The organism is Nocardioides silvaticus, assembly GCF_003160695.1.
Classification (GTDB): Bacteria; Actinomycetota; Actinomycetes; order Propionibacteriales; family Nocardioidaceae; genus Nocardioides; species Nocardioides silvaticus.
On sequence record NZ_QGDD01000001.1, the window covers coordinates 873454 to 890972 of the forward strand.

Sequence of the window (17519 nt, forward strand, 5' to 3'; positions counted from 1 at the left end):
CGCGGGTGCGCATGTCCGAGATGCTTCGATCATGCCCCACACGCCGCGGGACGCGCGGAAGGGGGCGCTCTACCAGCCGGCGACCCGCGCGGAGGCCATCGCGGAAAACGGCGCGCGATGGCGCGGGAGGGAGCGAGGGACGAGCGACCGGAGCGCCGGGCATGCCGCTTTCCGCGTGCCGACGACTGGACGCCGAGCAGCCTCAGCCTGTGACCGCGTCAACCGCGGCGCGGCAGCGTGGCGCGACGAAGGAGCGACACGCTCGCGCCATCCAGCTCAGTACCAGCCGACGGCCTCGGAGTGGCCCCAGGCACTGCAGGGGCTGCCGTAGCGGTCGCGGATGTAGCCGAGGCCCCACTTGATCTGGGTGACCGGGTTGGTCGCCCAGTCGCTGCCCGCCGACGCCATCTTCTCGCCCGGCAGCGACTGCGGGATGCCGTAGGCCGACGAGGTCGGGTTGTCGGCGTACGGGTTCCAGTTGGACTCGCGGGTCCACAGCGAGTCGAGGCAGCCGAACTGGCTCTGGCTGAAGCCGAAGTCGGCCATCAGGGCGCGTGCGATGTCGCGCGGGTCGGACTCCGACAGCTGCTCCGACTCGGTGACCGCAGCGGCCTCGTCCGTGACCAGGCCCGCCTGCTTGGTCGGGTCTGCCGCGCCCCGGCGGTCGTTGCGCGAGATCACAGCGACCCGCTCGCGGGGCTCGGACGTCCCCCCGTCGACCGACAGGTCCTTGACCGCCGAGTCGAGGTCCGCAGCGGCACTGGGCAGCTCGGTGCCGCCCTTGCTCAGCAGGCCACCGCCGATGGTGATGCCGGTGACGGCGAGCGCGACACCGGACATGACGACGGCGTTGCGAGCGGCGCGCTTCGGGGTTTCCTTGAGGTGAGCGTGCTTGGGGGTCCCGCGGTGCTTGGGGGCAGGCTTCGCGTGAGAGGACAAGAGGCGCAATCCGTGGTCGACAACAAGTGAAGGTTGCCCCCGAGGAAGGTCCAGGTCGCTGGACCTGGACCAGTGGCAACCCCCGACACCCTGCCTGACTTGCCGAGCAGTCGCAAACCAACCCGCGACATTTGTGGAAGCAATCGGGATTCGTCGTCACAGGATTCACATCCGTCACAGCGGAGGCGGATCTGTTGCTCGATCAGACGACCACGTTCTCCAGCATCTCGGTGACCAGGGCGGCGATCGGCGAGCGCTCGGAGCGGGTCAACGTCACGTGGGCGAAGAGCGGGTGGCCCTTGAGCTTCTCGACCACGGCGACGACGCCGTCGTGGCGACCGACGCGGAGGTTGTCGCGCTGGGCCACGTCGTGGGTCAGCACCACCTTGGAGTTGGCGCCGATCCGCGAGAGCACGGTCAGCAGGACGTTGCGCTCCAGCGACTGGGCCTCGTCGACGATGACGAACGAGTCGTGCAGCGAGCGGCCGCGGATGTGGGTGAGCGGGAGCACCTCGAGCATGCCGCGGTCGAGCACCTCCTCGATCACGTCGTTGGAGGTCAGCGCGCCGAGGGTGTCGAAGACGGCCTGGGCCCAGGGCGACATCTTCTCCGACTCCGAGCCGGGCAGGTAGCCGAGCTCCTGACCACCGACGGCGAACAGGGGCCGGAAGACGACCACCTTCTTGTGCTGGCGCCGCTCCATGACCGCCTCGAGCCCGGCACACAGGGCCAGCGCCGACTTTCCGGTGCCGGCCCGGCCGCCGAGCGAGACGATGCCGACCTCGGGATCGAGCAGCATCTCCAGTGCGATCCGCTGCTCGGCCGACCGGCCGTGGATGCCGAACGCCTCCCGGTCGCCCCGCACCAGGTGCACCTGCTTGTCGGAACCGACGCGGCCGAGCGCCGTACCCCTGTCGGAGAGCAGGACCAGCCCCTGGTGGCACGGCAGGTCCCGCGCCACCTCGAGGTCGAGCGTGCCGTCGTCGTAGAGCTCGTCGAGCTCCTCGGCGGCCACGTCGAGCTCCGCCAGCCCGGAGTAGCCGGTGTCGGAGTCGTGGATGACCTCGCCCCGGTACTCCTCGGCGTTGAGGCCGACCGCGGAGGCCTTGATCCGCAGCGGCAGGTCCTTGGAGACCAGCGTGACGTCGTGGCCCTCGTCGGCCAGGTTGCGGGCGACGGCGAGGATCCGGGTGTCGTTGTCCCCCAACCGGAAACCGGAGGGCAGCGACGCGACGTCGGTGTGGTTGAGCTCGACGCGGACGGTGCCGCCTTCCTCCCCCACCGGGACCGGGGTGTCGAGACGGCCGTGGCTGATCCGCATCTCGTCGAGCATGCGCAGCGCACTGCGGGCGAAGTACCCGAGCTCGGGATGGTGCCGCTTGCCCTCCAGCTCGGTGATCACCACGACGGGCAGCACCACCTCGTGCTCGGCGAACCTGCGGAGCGCGCCGGGATCGGCGAGCAGCACGCTGGTGTCGAGGACGTAGGTCCGGCGACCGGACGCCGGAGCAGGAGCGGTGGACGTGGTGGTGTCGGGGCCGACGGCGGCACGGGACTTCTGGTTAGGCACTTCGCACCTCACCGGACCGCACGCGTCTGCCGCGCCCGGCCCTATTCGTTGAAGAGGGACCGGGTTGCGCAGCCGTGGTGGGTCACGTCGGGCCTCCCGATGTGGCGGGCTTCCCCACCCGCCAGTGCCTGTGAAAGTACGCCGCCCCACCCCCCGTTCAGGGCGACACGCCCGAACGGGGGTGTGAACGTTCTGTGACCCCCGGGGGACGGTGGGAGGATCGCAGCGTGCACCCGAGCGACCTCTGGGACTTCGACGACCCGTCCGGGTCGGAGCAGCGGTTCCGCGACGCGGCGGACTCCGCGGCCGGCCCCGAGCGCGGCATCTGGCTGACCCAGGTGGCGCGGGCGCTCGGCCTCCAGGAGCGGTACGACGAGGGGCACGCCGTGCTCGACCAGCTGGCCCCGGAGCAGCCCCCCGAGGTCGCCGTACGGCTGGTGCTGGAACGGGGTCGCCTCCACCGCTCCGCGGGCGACGCGGACCGGGCCCGGCCGCTCTTCGAGGAGGCGGCGACCACCGCGCTGCGGGAGGGTCTCGAGGAGCTCCACGTCGACGCTCTGCACATGGTCGCGCTCGTGGTGCCCGGGGCCGAGCGGCTCGACGCGACCTACGCCGCGCTCGTCGTGGCGAAGGCCGCCGAGGACCCCCGCGCTCGCCGCTGGGTCGCCTCCCTGCAGAACAACGTCGGGATGGTCCATGCCGACGCCGGCGCCTGGGGCGAGGCGCTCGCCGCGTTCGAGGACGCGCTCGACGCCCGCCGGGCGACCGGGACGCCGGGCGAGATCCGCATCGCCCGGTGGATGGTCGCCTGGGCGCTGCGCAACCTCGGCAGCACCGAGCAGGCGCTCGAGATCCAGCGTCAGCTCCAGGCCGAGCTCATCGAGGCCGGCGAGGAGGACCCCTACGTCGACGAGGAGATCGCGATCCTCACGGGCGTCAGCGACGCCGGTACGCCAGGTCCGTGATCGCGCGACCGGCGGCCACGCCCTTCCGCTCGAACTTGGTGACCGGCCGTTCCGCCCACCGCTCCACGACGCCGCCCTCGAACGCCGGCTCGGCGTCGAGCACCTCGACCATCTGCTCGGCGTAGTCCTCCCAGTCCGTCGCCAGCCGCCACACGCCGCCCGGCAGGAGCCGGGCCGCCGCCAGCGCGGCGAACGCCGGTGTCACCAAGCGCCGCTTGTGGTGCCGCTTCTTGTGCCACGGGTCCGGGAAGAACGTCCACAGCTCCGTGACGCTGCCGGGGCCGAGCAGGTGCTCGAGCGACCAGACCGCGTCGACGCCGCACAGCCGCACGTTGCCGGCCCCGGCCTCGGCCAACCGCCCGAGCGTCGCTGCGACACCGGGGCGCCACACCTCCAGCGCCAGCACGTCGTACGACGGCCGCTGCGCGGCGAGCGCCGCGGTCGCCTCCCCCACGCCCGAGCCGATCTCGACGATCAGGCCCTCGCGGTCCTCGGGTCCCCTGCCGAACCACGAGTCGAGCGAGAAGCCCGCCTCGTCCACCGCCTCGTCGGGGATCACCCAGTCCTCGTGGTGGGTCTCCCACGCCGCCGCCTGCTGCGGCGTGAACCTGCTGCCGCGCCGGCTGTAGGTCAGCACCTCGCGCATTCGCCGGCCGTCGGCGGTCAGCTTCTGGTGCGGCCGCGCGGGGTTGACGCCGTGCTCGTCGTTCACGCGGATCCGGCCGCGGTCGCGACGATGATGATGATCGCCACGATGATGATCAGCGCGCTGACGGCGACGAGCAGGGTGCCGACGATGCCGAGGATCCGGCCGAGGTTGACCATGCCGATGCCGCCGATCGCCCCGTTCGACTCCTCGATCTCGCGCTTGGCCTTGGAGCCGAGGTACCACGCGAACGGCGCGCACAGCTGGAAGAACGTCACGCCGATGATGCCGAGGACAAGGATGGTCGTGGTCTGCGGGTGGTCGGGCGCGCGCGGCGGCGGGGCGCCGTACTGCGGATAGGCGCTCGGTGGCGGCTGGGCGCTCATGCGCTGCTCGCGACCGCGATGACGACGATGACGATGTAGAGGAAGAAGCCCACCACGGTGATGCCGAGGAGCGCGGTGCCGACGATGCCGAGCACGTAGCCGATCTGCACCTGGCTGCGACCGCCGTAGGCGCCGCCCGCCGCGTCGATCTCCTTCTTGACCCGCGAGCCCTTGATCCACGCGAACGGCGCCAACAGCTGGCACAGCGCCAGCCCGAGGATGCCGAGCAGCAGCACGGTCGTCGCCTGCGGGTGGTCCGGCGCCCACTGCGGCACCCCCGTCGGGCCGTAGCCGGGCGCGTACGGCTGGTAGGGGTTCGGCGGCGGCTGGGTGCCGTACGGCGGGGGCTGCGCGCCGTACGGAGGAGCCGGCGGGACCGGCTCCTGCGACGGCTGTTGCGGTCCCGGGGGCGGCAGATCACTCATGCGCGGAATCATCCCATTCCCGGTGCGGTCGGAAACGCGCCAGGTCGCTTCGGGCCGCGCGCCGTCGGCGGGGGTCGCCGACACGGCGCATCCTCCGGGTGGGGGCGCTTCGCGCCGGCGCAGAGGATCCGCCGGGTCGGCTCCTACGAAGTCACGCGGGACCCTCGCAACCAAAGCAGAAAGCCCCCCGAGCCCTAGCGGGCTCGGGGGGCTTTCTGTTTGGTTCAGAAGGTCACTTCGTGATCTTCGTGACCCGGCCGGCACCGACGGTGCGGCCACCCTCACGGATGGCGAACCGCAGGCCCTCGTCCATCGCGATGGGCTGGATGAGCTCGACGGCCATCTCGGTGTTGTCGCCCGGCATGACCATCTCGGTGCCCTCGGGGAGGGTCACGACGCCGGTCACGTCGGTCGTCCGGAAGTAGAACTGCGGACGGTAGTTGTTGAAGAACGGCGTGTGACGGCCGCCCTCCTCCTTCGAGAGGATGTAGACCGACGCCTCGAAGTTGGTGTGCGGGGTGGTCGTGCCCGGCTTGATCACGACCATGCCGCGCTCGACGTCCTCGCGCTTGGTGCCGCGGAGGAGCAGACCGACGTTCTCACCGGCCTGGCCCTCGTCGAGCAGCTTGCGGAACATCTCGACACCGGTGACGGTGGACTTCTGCGAGCCCTCGCGGATGCCGATGATCTCGACCTCCTCGTTGACCTTCACGATGCCCCGCTCGATGCGGCCGGTGATCACGGTGCCGCGACCGGTGATCGTGAAGACGTCCTCGACGGGCATGAGGAACGGCTTGTCCGTGTCACGCTCGGGGGTCGGGATGTACTCGTCGACGGCCGACATCAGCTCGGCGACCGACTCGCCCCACTTCTCGTCGCCGTTCAGCGCCGGGAAGGCAGCAACGCGCACGACCGGCACGTCGTCGCCCGGGAACTCGTACTCGGAGAGGAGCTCGCGCACCTCCATCTCGACGAGCTCGATGAGCTCCTCGTCGTCGACCATGTCGCACTTGTTGAGCGCCACGACCAGGGCCGGCACGCCGACCTGGCGGGCGAGCAGCACGTGCTCACGCGTCTGCGGCATCGGGCCGTCGGTGGCGGCGACCACGAGGATCGCGCCGTCCATCTGGGCCGCGCCGGTGATCATGTTCTTGATGTAGTCGGCGTGACCGGGGCAGTCGACGTGCGCGTAGTGGCGCGCCTCGGTCTGGTACTCGATGTGCGCGATCGAGATCGTGATGCCGCGCTGGCGCTCCTCGGGAGCCTTGTCGATCGAGTCGAACGGCGACGCCTCGTTGAGGTCCGGGTACTTGTCGTGCAGCACCTTCGAGATCGCTGCAGTCAGCGTCGTCTTGCCGTGGTCGATGTGACCGATCGTGCCGATGTTCACGTGCGGCTTGGTCCGCTCGAACTTCGCCTTAGCCACTGGGGGCTCCTCCTGGTTTGGTGTGTTACTTGACTCGTACTAAAGGGGTGTTGCCGAGGGCCGTGCTCGTCGTAGTTCAGCCGAACTACTCGCCGCGGGCCTTCTTGATGATCTCGTCGGCGATGTTCGTGGGAACCTCGGCGTACGAGTCGAACTCCATCGAGTACGAAGCCTGGCCGGAGGTCTTGGACCTCAGGTCGCCAACGTACCCGAACATCTCGGACAGCGGCACAAGGGCGGCCACGACGATGTCGCCGTGACGCTCCTCCTGCGCGCGGATCTGGCCGCGTCGGCTGTTGATGTCACCGATCACCGTGCCGAGGAAGCTCTCGGGCGTGGTGACCTCGACGGCGAACATCGGCTCGAGGAGCACCGGGCGCGCCTGGCGCGCGGCCTCCTTGAACGCCTGCAGACCAGCGATCTTGAACGCGAGCTCGGAGGAGTCGACGTCGTGGTAGGCGCCGTCCTCGAGGGTGAACTTCACGTCGACCATCGGGTAGCCGGCGAGCACGCCGAACTCCATGGCCTCCTGACCACCCTGGTCGACCGAGGGGATGTACTCCTTCGGCACACGACCACCGGTGACGTTGTTGGCGAACTCGTAGCCCGCACCGAGACCGGTCTCGGGGTCCTTGTTCGGCTCCAGGGAGACGACGACCTTCGCGAACTGGCCGGAACCACCCGTCTGCTTCTTGTGCGTGTAGGAGTGGTTGTTGACCGTGCCGCGGATGGTCTCGCGGTAGGCGACCTGCGGCTTGCCGACGGTCGCCTCGACGCGGAACTCGCGCTTCATGCGGTCGACGAGGATCTCCAGGTGGAGCTCGCCCATGCCCGCGATGATGGTCTGGCCGGTCTCCTCGTCGGTCTTGACGACGAAGGTCGGGTCCTCCTCGGAGAGCCGCTGGATCGCCGTGCCGAGCTTCTCCTGGTCGCTCTTGGTCTTGGGCTCGATCGCGACCTCGATCACCGGGGCCGGGAACGTCATCGACTCGAGGACGACCTGGTTGTTGGGGTCGCTCAGGGTGTGACCCGTGCGGGTGTCCTTGAGGCCCATGACGGCGACGATCTGGCCGGCGCCGACCGACGCGATCTCCTCACGCTTGTTGGCGTGCATCTGGTAGACCTTGCCGATCCGCTCCTTGCGGCCGTTGACCGAGTTGACCACGGTCGCGCCGGCCTCGAGCTTGCCCGAGTAGACGCGGACGTAGATCAGCTTGCCGAGGTGCGGGTCGGAGGCGATCTTGTAGGCGAGGCCAGAGAACGGCTCGCTGTCCGAGGGCTTCCGCTCGATCGCGGTCTCCTCGTCGCCCGGCTTGTGGCCGACGATCGCCTCGATGTCGAGCGGCGAGGGCAGGTAGTCGACGACCGCGTCGAGCAGGGGCTGGACGCCCTTGTTCTTGAACGCGGTGCCGCACAGGACCGGGTTGACCTTGTCGGCCAGCGTGGCGCGACGGATGGCGGCCTTGAGGGTCGCGACGTCGAACGTGTCGCCGTCCTCGAGGTAGACCTCCATGATGTCGTCGTCGGCCTCGGCGAGGGTCTCCACGAGCTTCTCGCGGTACTCCTCGGCCTGCGCCTGCATGTCGGCGGGGATGTCCTCGACGACGTAGTCCTCACCCATCTGGGTCTCGCCGCGCCAGACCTTGGCCTTCATCTCGACCAGGTCGACGACGCCGATGAAGTCGGACTCGGCGCCGATCGGCAGCTGCAGGACCAGCGGGGTGGAGTTGAGGCGCTCGACGATCATGTCGACGCAGCGGAAGAAGTCAGCGCCGGTGCGGTCGAGCTTGTTGACGAAGCACATCCGGGGCACGGAGTACTTGTTCGCCTGCCGCCACACGGTCATCGTCTGCGGCTCGACGCCGGCGACACCGTCGAAGACCGCGACGGCGCCGTCGAGGACGCGCAGCGAGCGCTCGACCTCGGCCGTGAAGTCCACGTGGCCGGGGGTGTCGATGATGTTGATCTGGTGGTTCTTCCACCAGCAGGTCGTCGCGGCCGACGTGATCGTGATGCCGCGCTCCTGCTCCTGCTCCATCCAGTCCATCGTCGCGGCACCCTCGTGGACCTCACCGATCTTGTAGGTGATGCCCGTGTAGAAGAGGATGCGCTCGGTGGTGGTGGTCTTGCCGGCATCGATGTGCGCCATGATGCCGATGTTGCGGACGACGTTCAGGTCCGTCGTGATGTCGACTGCCACGTGAGTCAGCGTTCCTTAGGAAGTAGTGGGCAGGTGCGTGCCGGGGAGGGCTCCGTCGTACGGCGCCCTCCCGGCGCCGTCACCAGCGGTAGTGGGCGAAGGCCTTGTTGGACTCGGCCATCTTGTGGGTGTCCTCGCGCTTCTTCACCGCGGCACCGAGGCCGTTGGAGGCGTCGAGGATCTCGTTCATCAGCCGCTCGCTCATGGTCTTCTCGCGGCGCTCCTGGGCGTAGCCCACGAGCCAGCGCAGCGCGAGCGTGGTGCCGCGGTTGCCCTTGACCTCGATCGGGACCTGGTAGGTCGCACCGCCGACGCGGCGGGACTTGACCTCGATGGCGGGACGCACGTTGTCGAGCGCGCGCTTCAGCGTGATGACCGGGTCGGTGCCGGTCTTCTCGCGGGTGCCCTCGAGAGCGGAGTAGACGATGCGCTGCGCGACCTGCTTCTTGCCGTCCTGCAGCACCTTGGAGACGAGCTGGGTGACCAGCTGCGACCCGAAGACCGGGTCGACGTCGAGCGGTCGCTTCGGAGCGGGGCCCTTGCGCGGCATATCAGCTCTTCTCCTTCTTGGCGCCGTAGCGGCTGCGAGCCTGCTTGCGGTTCTTCACGGCCTGGGTGTCCAGGGCGCCGCGGATGACCTTGTAGCGGACACCGGGAAGGTCCTTCACCCGGCCGCCGCGAACGAGCACGATCGAGTGCTCCTGGAGGTTGTGACCCTCACCCGGGATGTAGGCGGTGACCTCGACGCCGCTGCTCAGGCGCACACGGGCGACCTTGCGGAGGGCGGAGTTCGGCTTCTTCGGGGTGGTGGTGTAGACGCGGGTGCACACACCGCGTCGCTGGGGCGAACCCTTCAGGGCAGGCGTCTTGTTCTTCGACACCTTGTCCTGGCGGCCCTTGCGGACCAACTGGTTGATGGTGGGCACCTGGTGGTTCCCTTTCCTGTCTGCTCTCAGCACCCAGCACCTTGCCGGGCACGTGGTGATGCGTTGCTGCTTTGTGCCGTGGGATGCGCCGTCGGAGAACCGATGCGGAACTCAGGGCGCGCGCGACGTGTCCGGGGTCCAGACACAAGGAACGAGATTACCGGCCGCCCCAGGCGAGCGCAAAACTGCGCACGCCTGAAAAAGTCAGGGTGACTACCTGACGGATCAGGTGAGCCAGCCGGTGATCGGGCTGATGGCGAAGTAGACCACGAACAGGGCCGCCACGACCCACAGCAACGGATGCAGCTCGCCGGCCTTCCGGCGCACCAGCTTGAGGAAGGCGTAGGTCACGAACCCGGCGCCGACGCCCACCGAGATCGAGTACGTGAACGGCATCAGCACGATCGTGAGGAAGGCCGGCAGGGCGATCTCGACGTCGTCCCAGTCGATGCCCTTGACCTGCTGCATCATCAGGAAGCCGACCAGGACGAGCGCCGGCACGGCGGCCTCGTTGGGGATCACCTCCACCACCGGAGCGATGAAGGTCGCGAGCAGGAAGAGGATCCCGGTCACCACGCTGGCGAGCCCGGTGCGCGCACCCTCGGCCACGCCCGACGCCGACTCGATGTAGGAGGTGTTCGACGAGACGCCCGCGGCGCCACCGGCCGCGGCGGCGAGCGAGTCGACGACGAGGATCCGCTGCGTGTTCGGCGGGGCGCCGTCCTCGCCGAGGAGGCCGGCCTCCTCGCCGATCGCGGTCATCGTGCCCATCGTGTCGAAGAAGTCCGAGATGAGCAGGGTGAAGATCAGCAGGCACACGGTGACGAACCCGGCGTTCTCCCACGAGCCGAGCAGGCTGAACTCGCCGAGCAGGCCGAGGTCGGGCACTGCGACCACCTCGTCGGGCACGGCCGGGACGTTCAGGTTCCACCCCACCGGGTTGACGGTCGCGGGGTCGACGAACGTCGGACCGACCTCGGCGACCGCCTCGACGACGATCGCCACCACGGTCGTCACCAGGATCGAGATCAGGATCGCGCCCGGCACCCGCAGCGAGTAGAGCGCGATCACGAGCAGGAACCCGAAGCAGAACACCAGCACCGGCCAGCCCTGCAGCTGGTTGCCGATGCCGATCTGGATCGGGGGCGCGCCGATCCCCGTGCTGCGCACGAAGCCGGCGTCGACCAGCGCGATGATGGTCAGGAACAGGCCGATGCCGACCGCGATCGCGACCTTGAGCTGCGCCGGTACGGCGTCGAACACCGCCTTGCGGAACCCGGTGAAGACCAGCGCCAGGATGATCAGGCCCTCGATCACGACCAGGCCCATCGCGTCCGCCCACGTCATCTGGCTGGCGACGGAGTAGGTGACGAACGCGTTGAGCCCGAGGCCCGTCGCCAACGCGATCGGGAAGTTCGCGACCACCCCCATGAGGATGGTCAGCACACCGGCGACCAGCGCCGTGGCCGCGGCGATCTGCGCCCCGTCGCCGCCGGCGAGCAGGTCGCCGTTCATGTCCGTGCCGCCGAGCAGGATGATCGGGTTCAGGACGATGATGTAGGCCATCGTCAGGAACGTGACGATCCCGCCGCGGACCTCGCGCCCGACGCTGGAGCCGCGCTCCGAGATCCGGAAGAAGCGGTCGATGCCCGACGTGCCCGACCTGTCGGTGCCAGAGGTCGCCTCGCTGCTCATGGGGGCAGCATGTCAAGAGCGGACAGGCACCGGAAGCGGTTCCGCGGCGAGTCGCGACGCGGCCGAGGTCGACCGGTACACGAGCAGCGCCAGGACGACCCCCACGAGCACGAGCACCCCACCGACGATGAGCGTCCAGCGGGCGCCGTACGTCTCCCCGATCCAGCCGATGATCGGGGCACCCACCGGGGTGCCGCCCATCACGATCGTCATGTAGATCGCCATCACCCGCCCGCGCAGCTCGGGGTCGGACTCGACCTGGAGCGTCGCGTTGGCGGAGTTGAGCAGGGTGATCGTCGCCAGCCCGATGAGCGGGCAGAACAGCACGAAGGCGACGTACGACGGCAGCGAGCCGGCCACGATCTCCGCGACCCCGAACGCGGCCGCCGAGAAGACCAGCAGCCGGATCCGCACCTTCGGCCGCCGGGCCGCCATCAGCGCCCCGCTGAGCGACCCGACCGCCAGGGCCGAGCCCAGGATCCCGAACTCGCTCGCGCCCTTGCCGTAGACCTCGGTGGCCATCAGGGCGGAGGTCATCTGGAAGTTCATGCCGAACGTGCCGGCGAAGAAGACCAGGACGAGGATCATCAGCATCTTGGGCTGCCCACGCAGGTAGCGCAGGCCCTCGAGCAGCATCCCCGGCCTCCGGCCGACCGGCTTCGGCGAGTGCAGCGTCCGGGTGTCCATGCGCTCGAGCTGCCAGATCACCGCGGCGTAGGACACCGCGTTGACGAGGATCACCCAGCCGGTCGCCTCCATGCCGCCACCGAAGAGCCCGATCAGCACGCCGGCCAGGGCCGGCCCGACGATGCGGGCGGTGTTGAACGCGGCGGAGTTGAGGCCGACCGCGTTGGTGACGTCGTCGGGGCCGACCATCTCGGAGACGAAGGCCTGTCGGGCCGGAGCGTCGAACGCGGCGCCGATGCCGAACGCGAACGCGATCAGGTAGACGTGCCAGGTCTCCGCCACGCCGAGCACGGCGATGACGCCGAGGGCGAGCGAGGCCAGCGCCATCGTGGCCTGGGTGACCTGGAGCAGCCGGCGCTTGGGGAAGCGGTCCGCGACGACGCCGGCGTACGGCGAGAGCAGCAGGATCGGCAGGAACTGCAACCCGGTGGTGATGCCGAGGGCGGCACCCCCGTTGCCCGGGATGGTCAGCACCAACCAGTCCTGTGCGACGCGCTGCATCCAGGTGCCGACGTTCGACACCAGGCTGCCGGCGAAGTAGCGGCGGTAGTTCTGGTGGGACAGGGAGCGGAACGTGGGACTCGTGGGGTCCTCCTTGTCGGATGTCGGTGATCGAGTCGTCGAGATCTCAGTCGGCCTGGGCCAGCCGTTGCAGGATCGGGGTCGCCTTGCGCAGCACGGCGCGCTCCTCGGCGGTGAGCCCGGCGAGCTGACGGGCCAGCCACTCGTCGCGGCGCGCCCGGTCGGCCAGCAGCACCGCCCGACCCTCCTCGGTGAGGGTCACCACGACCTGGCGGCCGTCGGAGGGGTGCGACCGGCGCTCGACGTACCCGCCGTCGGCCAGGCAGTTCACCGTGCGGGTCATGCTCGGCGGCTGGACCCGCTCCATGGCCGCCAGCTCCCCGACGGTCTGGTCGCCGTTGCGGTACAGCGCGCCGAGGATCGCCAGCTGGCCCATGCTCAGCAGGTTGTCGGGGTGACGCTCGCCGGCCAGTCGCCGACGGAGTCGCATGACCGAGAGCCGGAGCTCGCTGGCGAGCCCGGCGTCGGTGCGGACGACATTCTCCGTGGTGGGCATGTCGTTAGCATAAGTCATTACCTTTGCTAAGTATTTCTCGGTCGGTGTGTGACCGCCCGCACACCGGCGATCTACGATGAGGCCGTGGAACTGCGCGACGAGCAGCCGACCCATCACGAGTTCGGCAACCGCACCTACCTGATCGCGCCGGTCGAGCCCCTCGACGTCGACGGGGTCCGGACGGTCCAGGTCGGGACCGCGCTGTTCCTGCTGGGCTTCCTCGGGCTGCTGCCGTTCTACGGCCGGCTGGAGGACGAGGGCACCACCTGGTTGCTGTGGATGTGCCTGACCGGCGTCGGCCTGGGACTGCTCGGCATGGAGTACTGCAAGCGCCGGCGCCGCTTCCGCACCGAGCGCCACGCTCCGGTCGATGGCTGAGCAGTCGCGCTGGGCGCAGGGCGGCGAGCGGAACCTCGGCTACGGCCGGCGCTTCGCCGAGCTCGTGGAGTCCGGCGCCGACGTCGACGGTGAGGCCCGGCTGGCCGACGCGTTGGTCGGCAGGCGGGCCCGGGTGCTCGACGCCGGGTCGGGCATGGGCCGGGTCGCGGCCTACCTGCAGGGCCGGGGACACCGGGTCGTGGCGGCGGAGCCGGACCCGCGGCTGGTCGAGCAGTCACGTCGTACCTATCCCGAGGTGGAGGTGCTGACCAGCGACATCCTCGGACTCACCGACGAGGTGCTCGACGCGGCCGGCGCGCCGACCGAGTTCGACCTGGTCGTCTGCGTCGGCAACGTCATCACGTTCGTGGCCGAGGGCACCGAGGTCGCCGTGCTGCGCCGGCTCGGGGAGCTGCTGGCGCCCGGCGGCCGGCTGCTCGTCGGGTTCCACCTGCAGGGCGGCCCCGAGACCGCGCGCCGGTTGACGCCGGAGGAGTTCGCGGCCGAGGTCGCGGAGGCGGGGCTGGTGGTCGACCACCGGTTCGGCGGCTACGACCTGCGGCCCGTCGACGACCTCTACGCCGTCTGGGTCCTCCGCGCGGCGCGATGAGCCCGCCCCGGCTGCTCGCGGTGGCGCTCGCCGCCCTGGTGCTGCCGCTGGCCGGGTGCGGTGACGACTCCCCCACGCCGGAGCCCGACGGGGCGCAGGTCGAGTTCCGGAAGGTGGTGACGAGCTCCCACCTCGACGGCGCCTGCCGTGCTGACGCCCCGACCTGCGCCGCATGGGCGGGCTTCACCTGCCCGGCCGAGGCCGTCGGCCTGGACGGCGACCTGCTGATGGCGTGTGGCACCGGCGACGACGCCGAGCGGTCCTTCCTCCTCGGCGCGCCCGAGATCACCGGCGGCGTCGCCGGGGCGGAGGTCAGGAACCGCAACGGCGCGGCGCAGTGGGAGGTGGAGCTGCCCCTCGACGAGGAGGGGACCCGTGCGTTCGCCGCGCTGACCGCTGAGCTGGTCCCCACCTACGCGCCGATGGGGATCGTGCTCGACGGCGTCGTTCTCGCCGCGCCCGCCGTGCAGGAGCCGGTCGACGACGGGGTGGTGCGCCTCGCGGGCGACTACACCGAGGAGGAGGCCGAGGAGCTCGCCGACCTGCTGGCGCCGTAGGACGCTGGACGACCTGCTCGAAGGCCGCGTCGACCGCGACACGCTCGCGCGGTGGGGCTCAGAACGTCTCGAGGTCGTCGCGGCTGATGTTGTCGACGACCGGGGGCGCGGGCGGGACGGTCGCGTGCCGTTTGCTGAGCCGGACCTCGGAGTGGGCGCCGCAGCCGTGGTCGAACGAGACGACCCGGCCGTCGTCGTTGGCGTCGCCGTTGGCGCAGACGCCGAACATCTCCGAGAGCGGACCGGCCAGGCGGACGAGGAAGCCGCAGGTGGTGCAGGACTCGGGCGCGGACTTGGCCAGCGGGGAGTCGGGACCGGCGTCGCCGTCGTACCACCGCTGGGCGGCGATGTCGCGGCCCTCGGGCGAGAGGGTGCGGACCCGGCCGAGGCCGAGGTCCTTGGCGACGGTGCGGACCTGCGCCTTCGCGTCGGAGTCGAGCGGGTCGTCGCCGAAGGAGTACGTCGGCACCAGCCGCGGGTCGTCGTCGGCGACGGGGAGCAGGTCACCCGGTGACAGGTCGCCCGGCTTGATCCGCTCGCGGTAGGGCACCCAGGCCGGCGCGACGATCGCGTCGGGGCCGGGCAGCAGCACGACCTCGTCGACGGTGACCTTCTTCTGCCGCGACGCGCGGGCGACGGTGACCGCCCACTGCCAGCCGAGGTAGCCGCGGCGGGTGCAGCCGAAGAGGTGGGTGACGACCCGCTGGCCGTCGACCTGGTGACCGAGGTACTCGCCGACGTCCGCGGCGTCCACGTCCTCGAGGAGGGCCGCACGCGCCTCGTCGACGGCGGCGACGGCGACGGCGTCGCTCGCCTTGCGCTCGGTGGTGGTCACGCGGCAAGTCTCGCTCATCCGCGACCTCGCCGTCACCTCGGGGCATGAAGCGGCGTCGGAGCAGGCAAGATAGACGCGTGACCTCGCCACCGCCCGACTACCCGCCTCCCAGCGGGCCCGGCGCGGACGAGCCGCCGCCGACGATGGTCCCCGCCGACGCGGCCGGGCAGACCCGCACGGTCGGGCAGAGCGTCGGCACCGGGGCGCTCGCCACCGCGCGCGGGCTGCGCGGGTTCGCGCGCGGCACCGGCCGGTTCGGGCGGGCGACGTTCCGCCGCGCGCGGCGTGCTGCCGGCGCCCAGGGGGCGGAGCGCTCCGGCCTCAACCGGCTGATCGAGCTGGCGGCGTGCAACGCGGCGGGTGACTCGGCGTTCGCCATCGCCCTGGCCGGCACCATCTTCTTCGCGGGCGCGACCAGCGGCGAGCGCGGCCCGGTGCTGCTGTTCCTGGGTCTGACGATGGTGCCGTTCGCGATCGTCGCCCCGTTGATCGGGCCGTTCCTCGACCGGTTCAGCCACGGCCGCCGCTGGGCGATCGGCGGCACCTTCGCGCTGCGCGCGTTCCTGTGCTGGGTCCTGGCCGGGACGCTCACGAGCGGCTCGCCCTGGTTCTACGTCGCCGCGCTCGGCGTACTCGTCTCCTCCAAGGCGTACGGCGTCGCGAAAGCCGCTGCGGTTCCACGGCTGCTCCCACCCGAGATCACCCTGGTGAAGGCCAACGGCCGGGTCTCCCTAGCCGGCGTGGTCGGCGCCGCGGTCTCGGCGCCGCTGGCCGGCTTCTCCTACTGGCTCGGGCCGGAGTGGGCCTGCCGGTACGCCTTCCTGGTGTTCGTGCTCGGCACCGTCGCGGCGATCCTGCTGCCGGCGAAGGTCGACTCCACTGCGGGCGAGGACTCGATCGAGATCCGTCGCGGTGGCCCGGGCCGGGCGCCGCAGGGCTCCGGCGTACCACCGAAGGTCGCCTTCGCGCTCCGCGCCAACTGCGGTCCCCGGCTGCTGTCGGGGTTCATGGTCATGTTCATGACCTTCGTGCTGGCCTCCGAGCCGCTCGAGGGCTGGGAGAGCACCACCCGGGCGACGATCCTGGTCGGCCTGGTGGTCGGCGCCGCCGGCCTCGGCAACACCCTCGGCATCCTCGTCGCCTCGCTCGCCCGCAAGATCAACCCGGCGGTGATGGTGGTCGTCGCGCTGTTCGCCGACATCGCCGCCGTCCTGTTCGCGGCGGTCGCCTACAGCCTCGTCCCGCTGGTCGTGCTCGGCCTCACCGCCGGCCTGATGCAGTACCTCGCCAAGGTCTCGCTCGACTCCACCATCCAGACCGACGTCCCGGTGCGGGCTCACTCCAGCGCCTTCGCCAAGGGCGACACCACCCTCCAGCTGGCCTGGGTGATCGGCGGCTTCCTCGGCGTGGTGCTCTCCTACCCCGCCGTCAACGCCTTCGGCCTCCCCTTCGTCGCCGTGCTCCTCGGCGCCTGGACCTTCGTCGTCCTCGCCAACCGCTCCGGCAAACCGAAACCCCCTGCACCCCCCGTTGATTCGTCCCTCGTGGCGCGTTGAATCGGGTGTTGTGGCGGGTTGATTCCTGCGTCCTGGCGCGTTGAGTCGTGGATGGTGGCGATGCCGCCACAAGGGACGACTCGACCCGCCACGAGAGACGATTCAACCCGCCACGAGAGACGATTCGACCCGCCACGAGGGAGGAATCAACGGGTCAGGGGGTCAGCTCTCGAGCTCGTCGGCGAGGGCGCGGAGGAGCTTGGCGACGGGCTGGGCCGTACGACGGTCGGGGTGGCGGCCGTGGCGGTAGGCCTCGCCGACGCCGTCGAGGAGGCGGATCAGGTCCTCGACGATCGGGACCATCTCCTCGGGCTTCTTGCGCTTGGCGTTCGACTGGTTGCGCGCGACCGAGGCGGGAGCGTCGAGGACGCGGACCTGGAGGGCCTGGTCGCCCCGGCGACCCTGGGCGATGCCGAACTCGACCCGGGTCCCGGCCTTCAAGGTCGTGACGCCCTCGGGCAGCGCATCGGAGCGGACGTAGACGTCCGGCCCGTCGGACTGGGAGAGGAACCCGAAGCCCTTCTCCGCGTCGTACCACTTCACCTTGCCAGTCGGCACGGTCTCGACCCTTCTCTCACACGCGCGCTCCGGCCGATTCCGGAGCGCAGCCTGAAATCGTAGGGGATCGCACCGGACGACC

At 70.4% G+C, this 17519-nt stretch carries 19 protein-coding genes; 5 read left to right on the top strand and 14 right to left on the bottom strand.

From position 1 onward, the window contains the following. Window positions 1-276 precede the first annotated feature (276 nt). The gene (locus DJ010_RS04000; protein ID WP_109692290.1) at window positions 277-939 is read right to left on the bottom strand and encodes an aggregation-promoting factor C-terminal-like domain-containing protein; all 663 of its coding nucleotides are present in this window, start codon (window positions 937-939) and stop codon (window positions 277-279) included. Window positions 940-1141: 202 nt separating this feature from the next. Continuing rightward, window positions 1142-2509, bottom strand: a complete 1368-nt coding sequence (gene phoH2 / locus DJ010_RS04005) for an RNA 5'-3' helicase PhoH2 (protein WP_109692291.1) — start codon at window positions 2507-2509, stop codon at window positions 1142-1144. A gap of 227 nt (window positions 2510-2736) precedes the next feature. On the opposite strand from phoH2, the gene DJ010_RS04010 reads away from it, so the two are divergent. Then, window positions 2737-3474: a tetratricopeptide repeat protein gene (locus DJ010_RS04010; protein WP_109692292.1), complete on the top strand. Its 738-nt coding sequence runs from the start codon at window positions 2737-2739 to the stop codon at window positions 3472-3474. Here DJ010_RS04010 and trmB read toward each other — a convergent pair. From trmB to DJ010_RS04060, 10 genes are all read right to left on the bottom strand, one after another. Next, complete coding sequence (gene trmB, locus DJ010_RS04015; protein ID WP_245927169.1) at window positions 3446-4186, bottom strand: tRNA (guanosine(46)-N7)-methyltransferase TrmB; 741 nt, start codon at window positions 4184-4186, stop codon at window positions 3446-3448. The genes DJ010_RS04010 and trmB overlap by 29 nt on opposite strands. Then, entirely contained in the window at window positions 4183-4506 is a 324-nt protein-coding gene (locus DJ010_RS04020) for a DUF4190 domain-containing protein (protein ID WP_109692293.1), read from the bottom strand. Before DJ010_RS04020 ends, trmB begins: the two co-directional genes overlap by 4 nt. After that, window positions 4503-4931 (bottom strand): DUF4190 domain-containing protein, encoded by a 429-nt coding sequence (locus tag DJ010_RS04025; RefSeq protein WP_211318642.1) that lies wholly within the window; start codon window positions 4929-4931, stop codon window positions 4503-4505. Before DJ010_RS04025 ends, DJ010_RS04020 begins: the two co-directional genes overlap by 4 nt. Before the next feature lie 232 nt (window positions 4932-5163). Beyond that, window positions 5164-6357 (bottom strand): elongation factor Tu, encoded by a 1194-nt coding sequence (gene tuf / locus DJ010_RS04030; protein ID WP_109692294.1) that lies wholly within the window; start codon window positions 6355-6357, stop codon window positions 5164-5166. Between the two features lie 85 nt (window positions 6358-6442). Continuing rightward, window positions 6443-8557: an elongation factor G gene (gene fusA / locus DJ010_RS04035; RefSeq protein ID WP_109692295.1), complete on the bottom strand. Its 2115-nt coding sequence runs from the start codon at window positions 8555-8557 to the stop codon at window positions 6443-6445. Between the two features lie 79 nt (window positions 8558-8636). Next, window positions 8637-9107, bottom strand: a complete 471-nt coding sequence (rpsG, locus tag DJ010_RS04040; RefSeq protein ID WP_109692296.1) for a 30S ribosomal protein S7 — start codon at window positions 9105-9107, stop codon at window positions 8637-8639. 1 nt (window position 9108) lies between these two features. Next, window positions 9109-9483 carry a 30S ribosomal protein S12 gene (rpsL, locus tag DJ010_RS04045; protein ID WP_109692297.1) on the bottom strand — a complete coding sequence of 125 codons (375 nt, stop codon included), beginning with the start codon at window positions 9481-9483 and terminating at the stop codon, window positions 9109-9111. 225 nt (window positions 9484-9708) lie between these two features. Next, window positions 9709-11178, bottom strand: a complete 1470-nt coding sequence (locus tag DJ010_RS04050) for an NCS2 family permease (protein ID WP_109692298.1) — start codon at window positions 11176-11178, stop codon at window positions 9709-9711. A gap of 12 nt (window positions 11179-11190) precedes the next feature. Further along, window positions 11191-12492, bottom strand: a complete 1302-nt coding sequence (locus DJ010_RS04055; protein ID WP_109692299.1) for an MFS transporter — start codon at window positions 12490-12492, stop codon at window positions 11191-11193. Window position 12493: 1 nt separating this feature from the next. Then, window positions 12494-12943 carry a MarR family winged helix-turn-helix transcriptional regulator gene (locus tag DJ010_RS04060; RefSeq protein WP_245927170.1) on the bottom strand — a complete coding sequence of 150 codons (450 nt, stop codon included), beginning with the start codon at window positions 12941-12943 and terminating at the stop codon, window positions 12494-12496. A gap of 84 nt (window positions 12944-13027) precedes the next feature. Between DJ010_RS04060 and DJ010_RS04065 the strand changes: the two genes are divergently transcribed. The 3 genes from DJ010_RS04065 to DJ010_RS21960 are packed head-to-tail and all read left to right on the top strand — an operon-like array spanning window position 13028 to window position 14488. Next, window positions 13028-13321 (top strand): DUF2530 domain-containing protein, encoded by a 294-nt coding sequence (locus DJ010_RS04065; protein ID WP_245927171.1) that lies wholly within the window; start codon window positions 13028-13030, stop codon window positions 13319-13321. Beyond that, complete coding sequence (locus DJ010_RS04070) at window positions 13314-13931, top strand: class I SAM-dependent methyltransferase (protein ID WP_109692301.1); 618 nt, start codon at window positions 13314-13316, stop codon at window positions 13929-13931. Before DJ010_RS04065 ends, DJ010_RS04070 begins: the two co-directional genes overlap by 8 nt. Further along, a complete protein-coding gene (locus DJ010_RS21960; RefSeq protein ID WP_158282919.1) occupies window positions 13928-14488 on the top strand; it encodes a SecDF P1 head subdomain-containing protein in 561 nt (186 codons plus the stop codon). Before DJ010_RS04070 ends, DJ010_RS21960 begins: the two co-directional genes overlap by 4 nt. Before the next feature lie 58 nt (window positions 14489-14546). On the opposite strand, the gene DJ010_RS04080 is transcribed toward DJ010_RS21960, so the two are convergent. Next, window positions 14547-15323 (bottom strand): DUF3027 domain-containing protein, encoded by a 777-nt coding sequence (locus tag DJ010_RS04080; RefSeq protein WP_245927172.1) that lies wholly within the window; start codon window positions 15321-15323, stop codon window positions 14547-14549. 77 nt (window positions 15324-15400) lie between these two features. Here DJ010_RS04080 and DJ010_RS04085 point away from each other — a divergent pair, with 77 nt between their 5' ends. Further along, the gene (locus DJ010_RS04085; protein ID WP_245927173.1) at window positions 15401-16879 is read left to right on the top strand and encodes an MFS transporter; all 1479 of its coding nucleotides are present in this window, start codon (window positions 15401-15403) and stop codon (window positions 16877-16879) included. Between the two features lie 162 nt (window positions 16880-17041). Here the strand turns inward: DJ010_RS04085 and DJ010_RS04090 are convergent, their stop codons facing one another. Then, window positions 17042-17437 carry a cold-shock protein gene (locus DJ010_RS04090; protein WP_109692303.1) on the bottom strand — a complete coding sequence of 132 codons (396 nt, stop codon included), beginning with the start codon at window positions 17435-17437 and terminating at the stop codon, window positions 17042-17044. Between the last annotated feature and the right edge of the window lie 82 nt (window positions 17438-17519).